Below are 11,977 nucleotides of genomic sequence, written 5' to 3' on the forward strand. Positions count from 1 at the left end.
AAATCGCAATAAAAAAACACATACATTTACGTGTGTCAACTGCTCTTATCAATCGAATGACGACCGCATCGGGGCAATGAATCTGTATCGAAAAGGAATGGCATACATTTCAGATACAGTTACGGTTAAGGTATAGCCTTTTCCGTAGGGGCGAAGTCAACCGTCCTCATATACCACCACGCTAAGATAGGAGGTCTGTAAGACCGTTTGCACTATTGGGTAGGGATAAGTGTAAAGGTTGCTTGCGAAGTAAGTAACCCGCCTTTTTAGGTGACACAAGCCCCCACTTCAAAACGCTTTAGCGTTTAAGCGGGGGTAGTTGACTGCATGAGCTATTAGATGCGTTAGTAACGCATGAAGCGGTAAGTATTGTAGAAAATGACATCGTAGTAGACGCAATTACAAGAACCCATGCTTTTGCTAATTTACAGCGGTACGTGGGAGGTAAAGTATGATTGCAACTTTTTTAGCGCGGAAAGAAGCGTTATGGCAAGCGTTGCTTACACATATCGAAATTTCGATGATAGCATTAGTCATTGCTGTGGTCATCGCTGTTCCACTTAGTATTTACTTAGCGCGCCATCGACGTTTGGCAGAGTCTATCATTAATATGAGTGCCGTTTTACAAACGATTCCCTCATTAGCATTATTAGGTTTAATGATTCCGCTATTTGGCATTGGTAAAGTCCCAGCCATTATCGCTTTAGTCGCTTATGCGTTATTACCGATTATGCGTAATACGTATACAGGCATTATTGGCATTGATCCTTCGTTAATTGAGGCTGCAAAAGCGCTTGGCATGAACAAAAAACAACAGTTATTTAAAGTAGAGTTGCCATTAGCTATGCCCATTATTATGGCAGGTATCCGTACAGCAATGGTGCTCATTATCGGAACAGCTACCTTAGCCGCTTTAATTGGAGCGGGTGGCTTAGGCGATTTAATTTTACTAGGCATTGATCGCAACAATACAGCACTTATTTTATTAGGGGCGATACCGGCGGCGTTATTGGCATTATTATTTGATGCACTACTGCGTATCATTGGTAAACTAAACTATCGTAAATCATTATTCGCTTTTATAGCTGTGGTGATTGTCGCATTACTATGTATCGTTGTGCCATTACTTACACAAGATAAAAAAGAAACTTTTATTATTGGTGGTAAGCTAGGAGCTGAGCCTGCTATTCTTGTAGAAATGTATAGAGCATTAATCGAACAAGATACCGATTTAGCAGTAACGGTAAAGCCAGGTTTAGGTAAAACAAGCTTTTTGTTTTCAGCATTAAAAAATGGCGATATCGATCTCTATCCAGAATTTACGGGTACAGTTATTAACGAGTTATTAAAAGAAGAGACGACAGCGCGTGATGCTAGCGGCGTATATATGCAAGCTAAACGAGGAATAGAAGACGAGTTTGATATGGCTTATTTAGCACCGATGCAGTTTAATAATACGTACGCTTTAGCGGTGAAAAAGGAAGTGGGTATTACTAAAATTTCAGAGTTGAAGTCTTTAGAACATAGTATGAAGGCAGGTTTTACTTTAGAGTTTTCGGATCGTCTTGATGGTTATTTAGGCATTCAGTCTTTATATGGTATTACCTTTAATGAGATGGTAACGATGGAACCCAAATTACGTTACACAGCTTTAGCTAATGGAGAGATTGATGTGTTAGATGCTTATGCAACCGATAGTGAACTAGCTACGTATGATTTACAAGTTTTAAAAGATGATAAAGCGCTATTTCCACCTTATCAAGGGGCACCGTTATTACGTAACGAAACGATTGACAAACATCCAGAGCTAGTCGCTATTTTAGCGCAACTAGCTAATAAAATAACCGGTGAAGAGATGCGTAAGATGAATTATTTAGTCAATGTAGAAGATGCCAGTGCACGCGAGGTAGCCCGTAACTTTTTAAAGGAAAATGGACTTTTACAGCAGTAAATGATGAAGCGAATAGACAGATAGAGCTAAAAAAGCTAGGAAAAATAGAAGAAGAGGTTGGGGCATAACTCGATCTTTTGAGAAAATATAAAAAACACTTATTAATTTTCTTAGCTTTTTATGAGTTATATTCATTAAAAACCAAAAAAATGTGAGGCGATTTTTAAAATCATCTCACATTTTCTTTTGTCCCAGTTTTTTTGTTGTTGCAGTTTAATTTGAGTCATTGACGTAAAAAAGGTATTAGTTGATAGGGTGTTTTTTATCGCTGTAGTTCCTTACCTAAAATATAATGTTCTGTTTCTTCAGCTGTTAATGAATTATAGCGTTTTTGAATAATAAGATAGAAAATAATACCCATTACAACCCAGCCCGCTAGTAAAATATAGGAAGGTGTAGATAAGGAAGCTGGCGATGCAGGAACTAATAATAACGCTAAGAACGCCAAGCTAGCAATCATACCGATAATAGCGAAAAGTTTATATAAAGGTCGTGCGGGACGCTGTGTATGGTCAGCGCGCCAAGCGAGTAAGCGAAAAGCTGCTAAACTTGCAAAGAAGTAAGCGACAGATACCCCCATGGAACTCATATCCACAATCCATGTTAGCGCTTGTCTGCCAAGCCAAGGGGTGGGCAATGTCATTAAAGTTACAAACCAAATTCCCCATAATGGTGTTTTTTTGCGTTTTGATAATGTGCGGAAAAAGTTAGGTAACGCACGCGCACGCGCCATAGCAAATAATAAGCGGCTTGATGACATATAAAAGCCGTTTAACCCTGTAAAAATCCCCATCATAATTGCAATAGCTAACACTACAACGCCTGTCGTGCCGAGTAATTTATTGACAATCGTACCTGTGAGCCATAGGCTATCCTCAGGTAAATCTCCTGCTGCAAATGACCAACTCGTTACGCCTATCATAATGGCATACACTAAAAAGGTTGCGGCTAATGAAAAAATCATGAGGCCTGCAGCTTTTTTAGGTGAAAAGTCAAATTCTTCAGCAGCTTGTGGTACATTATCAAATCCTACATAAGCCCACGGAGCAATAGCTAAAATTAAAATAATTGATACCCAAATCGGCTGACTTTCTTTAAATAAAGGTGCCATATTGGCTAGTGGCTCAGTCGCAAACTGAAAAGTAAAACCACCGAGAGCAAAAACCCCTATAAGTAATGCCATACTGAAATAAAATTGCAATTTACCAGAAAGAGCCGTGCCAAATGTGTTTAGTACGGCAAATAAAATAATCAAAATGCTTGAAACAATAACTTCAGGTAGGAAAACATCCCACCCCGCTACGGTATATAAATAACCTTGCTGCATAATATCAGGTAATAAAAATTTGAGCAATAATGAGAAAGCTGAGGCATTTAACGCCACAATTGAAATATAACCGAGCGATAAAAACCAGCCAGCAACGAAAGCCCATATTTTACCGCCAGCGAGGTAAGCGTATGTAAAGCCGCCACCAGACACGGGGTGTTTTTCAATGAGAATCCCGTAGTTTGCGGCAATAATCATCATAATAATCGCGCCAATAAGTAGCCCAATCATCGCCCCAAAAGGACCTGCCGTCTTAATCCAATCGCCTGGTAAAATAAAGGCACCCCAACCAATCGATGAACCTAGGGCGATAGCGAATACGCTAGAAGTTGATAGGGAGGGTTTTAGTTGCCTCCTCTTTTGCTCTTCTGAATGTTGTGTCATAATATCACTTCTTTCTATTTGGATAGTACTATTTTTCCGTTTTTATGATAAATAAAACATAAAATCAGTGTCTTATCAGTTTTGCCTTCTACACTTAGTAATAAGGAGGCGAACAATCATGATAAAAAAATGGATAATGGCGCTAAGTTTCATAGTGCTTTTAGGCGCAATGACGAGTTCATTAACGTTAGCAGATGACGACGACGATGAGTATGAGTACAAATATGAGAAAAAAGAAAAGAAGGATAAGAAATATAAGAAAGAGCATGATGATGAGTACGATGACGATGATGAATACGAAAAGAGAGGCTATAATGCGCCGATACCTACAGCTACACCTTGGAATATTTGGACACGCGATACACAAATTATCCCAGCGGCATTACCTTTTACTGCTACAGGGCGTGTAGGTGTACGTGATGCAAATAATCATACAGAGGAAATAACGGTTGTCGTTAAGGAACAGGAATTATTTGTAGATGCTAACACTATGGCTACATTACTCAATGCCACGGCTGTCATTTATCCTAAAAGTCAGCTTGCAGAAATAAAAAACAATGAAGTAACATTATTTTTCAAAAGTCAAACGAATGTAGTATATGAAAATTTACAAAAACAACCTCTTCCCGCTACGACATTTATGAATGGTTATAAAATGTATGTCCCTTTACGAGTAATAACGAATGCACTTGGTTATGTATTTGAGTGGGATGCAAAAGCTAAACAGTTTTATTATTACGCTTTATAAAGGAGAGTATCGCCATGAAACTAAGTAAAAAAATAAAGTGGGTTGCTGGATTAACAGGCATTGCAGTAAGTGCTGTAGTAGCAAATGAAATTCAAAGTGCAGCGGAGCCGGTTGATGCAAGCTTAAGTGAGCGAGAGCAAGAGATTTTGCAATTAGATTGGACTAACTTCGAGGTGACGATTAATGATGCAAAGCCGACAGATCGTGAAACACGAAGAACATGATACGTTAACTTTTCATAGTATGAATACAATATTTTTTATACAATTACCCGTTGAAGCAATGCGGAAGTATAGCACGATGTTAGTTGAACAATTGCAACATATTGATAAAGAATGGTCACGTTTTACTAGCGATAATGAGTTAGCGCGCATTAATCAGCAAAAGATAGGACAAGTGGTGGCAATCTCACCGCTATTATATGAATGTTTGCAACAAGCGCAACATTATTACGAGCAAACAGCAGGTGCTTTTTCACCTTATTTAAAACAAGCTATGTGTGCCCACGGTTATGATCAGCCGTTTCCTTTTACACAGACAATCGCAACAGAACAAGTAGTGAGTAAACAACAATCACCTTTTATTTTCTTATCTGAATTTCGACTGAAACGTGTTGCTATGGGCGAAATAGATTTAGGTGGTTTTGCCAAAGGTTTCATTATAGAGAAGTTAGCGACGTTTCTACAACAACAAGGGGTGCAAGATGGCATGATTGACGGTGGAGGGGATATTCGTGTGTGGTCTGGCGGTTATAAAACGTGGAAGTTAGCTGTCGCTGATCCTTATCACCAACAGGCACCACCGCTGACGACAATTACGTTACAAAATGGTGCGGTAGCGACATCTAATCGTGTTTATCGTAGCTGGTCGCAAGGAGGTAAGCTAAAGCATCACTTATTAGACGGGCGTACAGGTAAAGTATGCCAAAGTAATATCATTCAAGTCACCGTTGTAACAGCGCGTTTAACAGAAGCTGAGGTCGCTACGAAGCTATGTTTTTTACAGCAACCACTACCTTTTACAGACAAGGTAGCTACGTATATTGTAAATGACCAACAGCAAGCTCAGTGGCAACTTATAGGGAAGGAGCAGTAATATGACAATATGGTTACTCATTCGTGTTACCGGATTTTTAGCTTATTTTTATTTCACATGGGCTGTTGTAGCGGGATTGCTACGTAAATCAAAAGTACCGCAAAAACGCAAAAATCTTTTATTTCATATGCATACGAATGTAGGCTGGTACGGCTTATTTACGTTAATTGCTCATTTTTTATTCGTTGTTGCTGACACCTATATCGATTATTCCTTACTTGCATTACTCATTCCGTTTACAGGTGATGCAATGAATGTTTATTTAGGATTAGGCATTATAGCCAGCTATTTATTTGTAGCCGTGTTATGCACTTCAGACGTTTGGTTAACTAAGATGAATCGTACAGTATGGAAGTGGGTGCATTTCATGTCACTTCCTGCATGGTTGCTTGCTTTATTGCATGGTCTTGGCATAGGTACGGATACCTCACGTCCGCTTATCAGTTTGTTTTACGCAAGTAGTGCGCTACTCGTAATTGCTACGTTAAGTTATCGCATGAAAAAGCACGCGACAGTAGTGAAGGTCAACTGAAATAATTTTCAAGCTAAAGCCAGCCGCTTTTTTTGATAAGCGGCTGGCTTTGTCATTATTGTTTAGGTAATATTACCGTAAAAGTGGAGCCTTTCCCAACCGTGCTCGATACAGAAATTGTCCCTTGGTGTTGTAAAGTAATTGCTTTTGCAATGGCAAGGCCGAGGCCATTGCCTGTTTGTTTAGCTGTATGATTCGTACGGTAGAAGCGGCCGAAAATGGCATCGACTTCATCTGCAGCAATACCTACCCCGCTGTCGGTAATCGTAACGACGATTGTGTTATGTGCAGCCTCTACTGAAAAATAAATGCTTCCTTTAGGTGTATAGGCAATTGCGTTATCTAATAAAATATAAAGTAATTCGCGTAATCTAATTTCATCGCCATTACAGTATAACTGTGGTGTAATAGCTGTTGAAAAAGTAAGGTTAGCAGGCATGCGCTTTGCAAATTTTTGAGATGTTATCATAGCCAACGCTGAAAAGTCTACACGTTTAAACGCAGGTGCACCCTCTGATTGGTCAAGCTTAGCTAATAATAAGAGTTGCTGCAATAACTGTTCCATAAAAGTAGCCTCTTCTTGTAATTCGTCAATTAATTGTTGACCGAATGGACTTAAGCTTTTTGCTTCTAGTGCTAAAATATCTAAGGAACTATAAAAAATCGTTAAAGGCGTTCTTAGCTCATGAGAAGCATCGGAAACAAAGCGTTTTTGTTTGCTTAACGCCATAGCTAGCGGTGTCATCGCTTTAGTTGCTAAATAGTAACTCAATAGCGCAATGAGCAATGTAGATAGTAAGGTTAGCGCAATAAAGACATAGCCCATAGTAGTGAAAAAATGCGTTTGAGCGGTAGTCGTTTGACCAACAAATAAGTAACCTACGAGCGTTTGTTTATCATAAATAGGCTTTTGTAAAGTGATAAAGTGTTGGCCTTCCCAAGCAGTGCGTAAAAATTTCTCTTGATTAATAGGTATGCTTAAAAATTGTTGATACAGCACAGGTTGCAAATCTTTTACGGATTCATCACCGTGAATAAATGTACCTTCTTTATCGTAAATATAGTAAAAATAGTGACGGTTAGGGTCGTAAGTTAAATAGCTTTCAGGCAATTGCAAGTACGTAAAAAAATCATGTTGTTGCTCCGTATAAAATGTTTCGAGCTGATTTTTTTGTTGTTGTACCATAACGTAATAGAGCGAGCCGTATAAAACGGCAGCAAATGCAGAAAACAGTAAAAAGTAAAGCAGTGTATAAGCTAACGTTAATTTTCGTTTAGACGTATTAATCATTAGCTATTCCTCATTTTAAAACCGAGACCACGAATATTTTCAATGCGCGAAGGTGCAGAGGGCGTATCAATCTTTTTTCTCACAAGCTTTAATAAAGCATCTACTGAATTGTTTGATACGGTGTAATCAAAGCCCCAAACATGCGTAGCAATTTGTTCATGGGAGACGATTTGCCCTTTATGTAAAAATAAAAACTCCAATAATAAATATTCATTTTTAGTAAGTGTAATGGGCTTTTGCTGGTAGAAAAATTGGCGACGATCTTTATGAAGGGTAAGTTCTTCAATCGTAATGGTCTGTTCAACTGTTTTATGAGCTCTTCTCAGCAAGGCTCTTACCCGTGCTAATAATTCTTCTAGTTTAAACGGCTTAGTTAAATAATCATCTGCTCCTACATCGAGTGCTTCAACAATGTCTTCCGCCTCACCTTTAGCGGTAAGCATTAAAATTGCCCCTTGAAAATTTTGCTGACGTACTGTTTTACAGAGCGTAACGCCACTCATCATTGGTAACATCCAGTCGAGTAAGAGTAAATCGACATCCTCTACAGCTAAATAATCAAGTGCTTCTTCAGCTGTAGCGACTTGTATCACCTGGTAGCGTTCCTTTTGTAAAATATGGCTAATATTGCGACGTAAACGATCATCATCTTCTACTACGAGTAGTTTCATAGCAATCTCTCCTTTTTCTTTAGTATACGCCTAGTAAAATGATAACAGACTGAAATTGTTACAAAAAAGAAGCATTTGTGAACGATCACAAATGCTTCTTACGAAAGGTTATTGTTCTTGTGCTATTATTTTTTTAACTTCTTCATACTCATCATCTGAAAAGACGCGTGCACGGATTAAAAAGCTCTTGCCTTCTAATGCTTCGATTGAAAAACCACTACCAAAACTATCGACCACATCTAAAATATGTTGCGTATGTTTTGAGTAGTTATAAAGGCTTTCGTGCATATAAAACGGAACATCTCCGTCTACATAGCCGAGCAGTTTGTCTACTTGACCTAAGCGGAACTCGTCGGCTAAAAAGCACATCGGTTTTGAGCCTTCACAGCAACCACCAGATTGGTGAAAGACAATATCAGCTTGATGCTTATCCTTTAAAGAACGGATAAGTTCAATTGCTTTATCTGTTGCAACTACACGCTCTACCATGCAATCAACTCCTTCCGATATTAGAAGAATCCTTGTGGCTTACGGTTGTAGCTTACGAGTAAGTTTTTCGTTTGTTGGTAGTGAGCTAACATCATTTGGTGGTTTTCACGACCAATACCTGATAGTTTATAACCGCCAAATGCAGCGCCAGCAGGGTATTGGTGGTATGTGTTTGTCCATACGCGGCCCGCTTCAATAGCGCGACCTGCGCGGTAAGCGATGTCACCAGAACGAGACCATACGCCAGCACCTAAGCCGTACTCTGTATCGTTAGCAATTTCCATAGCTTCGTCGAAGTCTTTGAACGTAGTAAGTGATAATACGGGTCCGAAGATTTCCTCTTGGAAGATACGCATTTTGTTATTACCTTTAAAGATTGTCGGTTCAACGTAGAAGCCGCCTTCAAGGTCACCTTCAAGTGTGTTAATGTTACCACCAACTAAGCACTCAGCACCTTCGTCTTTACCGATTTGTAGGTAAGAAGCGATTTTCTCTTTTTGTTCGTTAGAGTTTTGCGCTCCCATCATTACTTCTGTATCAAGAGGGTTACCGATTTTGATTTGTTTAACACGCTCAATAGCACGTTCAACAAATTTGTCAGCGATTGACTCTTGAACAAGCGCACGTGAAGGGCAAGTACAAATTTCGCCAGAGTTAAGTGCGAACATTACCATACCTTCAATGGCTTTATCTAAGAACTCATCATCTTCATCCATAACGTCTTCAAAGAATACGTTCGGCGATTTACCGCCAAGCTCTAACGTTACTGGGATGATGTTTTCAGTAGCGTATTGCATAATTAAGCGACCAACTGCTGTAGAGCCAGTGAATGCAATTTTAGCGATACGTTTATTTGTCGCTAATGCTTTACCTACTTCAGCACCAAAGCCGTTAACGATGTTAATAACACCTGCTGGTACTAAATCTTGAATTAACTCCATAACTACCATAATAGATACTGGCGTTTGTTCAGCTGGTTTTAACACCACACAGTTACCTGCAGCTAATGCAGGTGCTAATTTCCAAACGGCCATTAAAATAGGGAAGTTCCAAGGAATAATTTGACCAACAACGCCTAGTGGCTCTTGGAAGTGGTAAGCAACTGTATCATTATCAAGCTGTGTAATACTACCTTCTTGTGAACGAATCGCGGCAGCGAAGTAACGGAAGTGATCAACCGCTAATGGGATATCTGCGTTTAATGTTTCGCGTACTGCTTTACCGTTGTCCCAAGTTTCAGCTACAGCAATCATTTCTAAATTTTCTTCAATACGATCAGCAATTTTATTTAAAATTTTAGCGCGTTCAGCGGCAGATGTTTTCCCCCAAGCATCTTTTGCTTTATGGGCAGCATCAAGTGCTAGTTCAATATCTTCTGCTGATGATTTTGCTGCCTTTGTAAATACTTTACCGTTTACAGGTGAAACATTGTCAAAATATACCCCTTTAACAGGCGAGACCCATTCGCCACCGATAAAGTTGTCATATTTTTCTTTGAAGTTAATTACTGCACCTTCAGTATTTGGATTAGCATAAATCATAATACACTCGCTCCTTTAAAATAAATTTGTATGTGCCATGTAAGCGGCTACAACTTTATTTTGCATCCTGCCTTCTGAAATAGCAATTATTTCGACTTATTTTTATAATAATATTTTTGTTTTATTACGGTTATGACATGACGGTTGTAATGTGCTGTAAATCTATTGGATACAAGGTTTATAGTATTGTAGTATAAGAAAATGCTAGAGCAAGTAATTGTTATATAACATAAAAAGCACATTATTAGTCAGTGAATTCTGAAAATAGATCGGTGTGTATAATAACATCTAACATAGGAAAATATCGGGTGAAAAGGTGAGTAAATTATAAAAAAATGCAAATGATGGTTGTATCTTTATTCATCATGATGTATGATTAAAACAACTTAAACAATCTAGGAGAGATACAAGATGACGAAAAAGAACGTAATTATTATTGGCGCAGCAGGCCGTGACTTCCATAACTTTAATACATACTACCGTGATAATGAGGATTACAACGTAGTAGCATTTACGGCAGCGCAAATTCCCGATATTGACGGCCGTAAATATCCAGCACAATTAGCAGGTGCTCTCTATCCAGAAGGTATCCCAATTTATGCTGAAGAAAAATTATTTGATTTAATCAAAGAATTTGACGTAGATGACTGTGTATTCTCATACAGTGACGTACATTATATTAAGCTAATGAATCTTGGCGCAATGATTAACTCAGCAGGCGCAAATTTTGTGTTACTTGGAGTAAAGGACACACAAATCAAAAGTAATAAACCAGTGATTTCAGTTTGTGCGACACGTACAGGTACGGGTAAGAGCCAAACGTCACGCAAAGTAATTGAAACATTACTAGAGCATGACTTAAAAGTTGTAGCTATCCGTCACCCAATGCCATACGGTGATTTAGTAGCACAACGTGTACAACGTTTTGCGACGGTAGAAGATTTAAAAACGCACGAATGTACGATTGAAGAGATGGAAGAATACGAACCACACGTAATCCGTGGCAATATCATTTATGCGGGTGTAGATTATCAAGCGATTTTAGATGCGGCTGAGCAAGACCCGGATGGCTGTGACGTTATTTTATGGGACGGCGGCAATAATGACTTCTCATTTTACAAGCCAGACTTAGCGATTACCGTACTTGACCCTCACCGTGCAGGTCATGAGCTTGAGTATTACCCAGGTGAAGTAAGCTTGCGTACAGCAGACGTATCAATTATTAATAAAATTGATAGTGCAAATGCCGAAGATATCGTAACAGTAGAAAATAACATTAAACATGCCAACCCAACGAGCCAAATTTTAAAGGCAGAGTCTACGATTACAGTAGATAATCCTGAATTAATTAAGGGTAAACGCGTATTAGTCGTAGAAGATGGCCCAACATTAACGCATGGCGAAATGAAAATTGGTGCAGGTACAGTAGCTGCAGAGCGTTTAGGCGCTACAGAAATTGTTGATCCACGTCCATTTGCTAAAGGCTCATTAGTGGATACATTTGAAAAATATACACATGTTGAGCAAGTACTACCTGCTATGGGTTATGGTAAGCAACAGCTAAAAGACCTTGAGGCAACCATTAATGCTACAGATTGTGATGCTGTCATTATTGGTACACCAATGGACTTAAACCGTGTTATTAACATTGATAAGCCAACAACGCGTGTTCATTATGATTTACACGAAGTGGGCGATAATAATTTAGAAGCAGTATTAACGAAATTTATTGCGGACCATAAACTAGCAAAATAATGATGCTAAGCAACCTTTACATAATTGTAAAGGTTGCTTTTTTTAGCGAAAAAGTAGTCGAAATAGTTTAACGACTTTCCGAAAGAAGTCTCCCAACCTCAAGGAGTGTGAAGGTGCGAATAGCACCAATGAGTAGGTGGGAGATGAATTTCGGTTGGCTTTAGCCAAAGAATTTGGTAAAATATAGACATAA

Annotated in this window: 11 protein-coding genes and 1 pseudogene; 7 read left to right on the forward strand and 5 right to left on the reverse strand. The window is 38.8% G+C overall.

Annotated elements, in window-relative coordinates; genetic code table 11:
• Together DDE80_RS15455 and DDE80_RS12480 are read left to right on the forward strand one after the other, a co-directional pair.
• Positions 1-136, forward strand: a pseudogene (locus DDE80_RS15455) (RNA-guided endonuclease InsQ/TnpB family protein); the annotation flags it as partial.
• Positions 137-451: 315 nt separating this feature from the next.
• On the forward strand, positions 452-1,951 hold the full coding sequence (locus tag DDE80_RS12480) for an ABC transporter permease/substrate-binding protein (protein WP_108308158.1): 1,500 nt from the start codon (positions 452-454) through the stop codon (positions 1,949-1,951).
• A 262-nt stretch (positions 1,952-2,213) separates the two neighbouring features.
• Here DDE80_RS12480 and DDE80_RS12485 read toward each other — a convergent pair whose 3' ends face one another.
• A complete protein-coding gene (locus tag DDE80_RS12485; RefSeq protein ID WP_108308160.1) occupies positions 2,214-3,662 on the reverse strand; it encodes an APC family permease in 1,449 nt (482 codons plus the stop codon).
• A 118-nt stretch (positions 3,663-3,780) separates the two neighbouring features.
• Between DDE80_RS12485 and DDE80_RS12490 the strand changes: the two genes are divergently transcribed.
• Genes DDE80_RS12490 through DDE80_RS12505 form a run of 4 tightly spaced genes read left to right on the forward strand, consistent with a single transcriptional unit; the run spans position 3,781 to position 6,037 of the window.
• Positions 3,781-4,410, forward strand: coding sequence for a stalk domain-containing protein (locus tag DDE80_RS12490; RefSeq protein WP_108308161.1), 630 nt, complete (start codon positions 3,781-3,783; stop codon positions 4,408-4,410).
• Between the two features lie 14 nt (positions 4,411-4,424).
• Entirely contained in the window at positions 4,425-4,634 is a 210-nt protein-coding gene (locus tag DDE80_RS12495) for a hypothetical protein (RefSeq protein ID WP_108308163.1), read from the forward strand.
• A 19-nt stretch (positions 4,635-4,653) separates the two neighbouring features.
• Positions 4,654-5,505 carry an FAD:protein FMN transferase gene (locus tag DDE80_RS12500; protein WP_282432400.1) on the forward strand — a complete coding sequence of 284 codons (852 nt, stop codon included), beginning with the start codon at positions 4,654-4,656 and terminating at the stop codon, positions 5,503-5,505.
• Position 5,506: 1 nt separating this feature from the next.
• A complete protein-coding gene (locus tag DDE80_RS12505) occupies positions 5,507-6,037 on the forward strand; it encodes a ferric reductase-like transmembrane domain-containing protein (protein ID WP_108308167.1) in 531 nt (176 codons plus the stop codon).
• 55 nt (positions 6,038-6,092) lie between these two features.
• Here DDE80_RS12505 and DDE80_RS12510 read toward each other — a convergent pair whose 3' ends face one another.
• The 4 genes from DDE80_RS12510 to exaC form a co-directional block, all read right to left on the reverse strand.
• The gene (locus DDE80_RS12510; RefSeq protein ID WP_108308169.1) at positions 6,093-7,328 is read right to left on the reverse strand and encodes a sensor histidine kinase; all 1,236 of its coding nucleotides are present in this window, start codon (positions 7,326-7,328) and stop codon (positions 6,093-6,095) included.
• Complete coding sequence (locus DDE80_RS12515) at positions 7,328-7,999, reverse strand: response regulator transcription factor (protein ID WP_108308171.1); 672 nt, start codon at positions 7,997-7,999, stop codon at positions 7,328-7,330. The genes DDE80_RS12510 and DDE80_RS12515 overlap by 1 nt, the downstream gene beginning before the upstream one ends.
• Positions 8,000-8,107: 108 nt before the next feature.
• Positions 8,108-8,488: a DUF779 domain-containing protein gene (locus DDE80_RS12520; protein ID WP_108308173.1), complete on the reverse strand. Its 381-nt coding sequence runs from the start codon at positions 8,486-8,488 to the stop codon at positions 8,108-8,110.
• A gap of 20 nt (positions 8,489-8,508) precedes the next feature.
• The gene (gene exaC, locus DDE80_RS12525; RefSeq protein ID WP_108308174.1) at positions 8,509-10,029 is read right to left on the reverse strand and encodes an acetaldehyde dehydrogenase ExaC; all 1,521 of its coding nucleotides are present in this window, start codon (positions 10,027-10,029) and stop codon (positions 8,509-8,511) included.
• Between the two features lie 411 nt (positions 10,030-10,440).
• Here exaC and DDE80_RS12530 point away from each other — a divergent pair, with 411 nt between their 5' ends.
• Positions 10,441-11,784 (forward strand): cyclic 2,3-diphosphoglycerate synthase, encoded by a 1,344-nt coding sequence (locus DDE80_RS12530; protein WP_108308176.1) that lies wholly within the window; start codon positions 10,441-10,443, stop codon positions 11,782-11,784.
• The last annotated feature ends 193 nt before the right edge of the window (positions 11,785-11,977 follow it).

Origin of the sequence: Metalysinibacillus jejuensis (assembly GCF_003057615.1) — a bacterium.
Taxonomy (GTDB): Bacteria; Bacillota; Bacilli; order Bacillales_A; family Planococcaceae; genus Metalysinibacillus; species Metalysinibacillus jejuensis.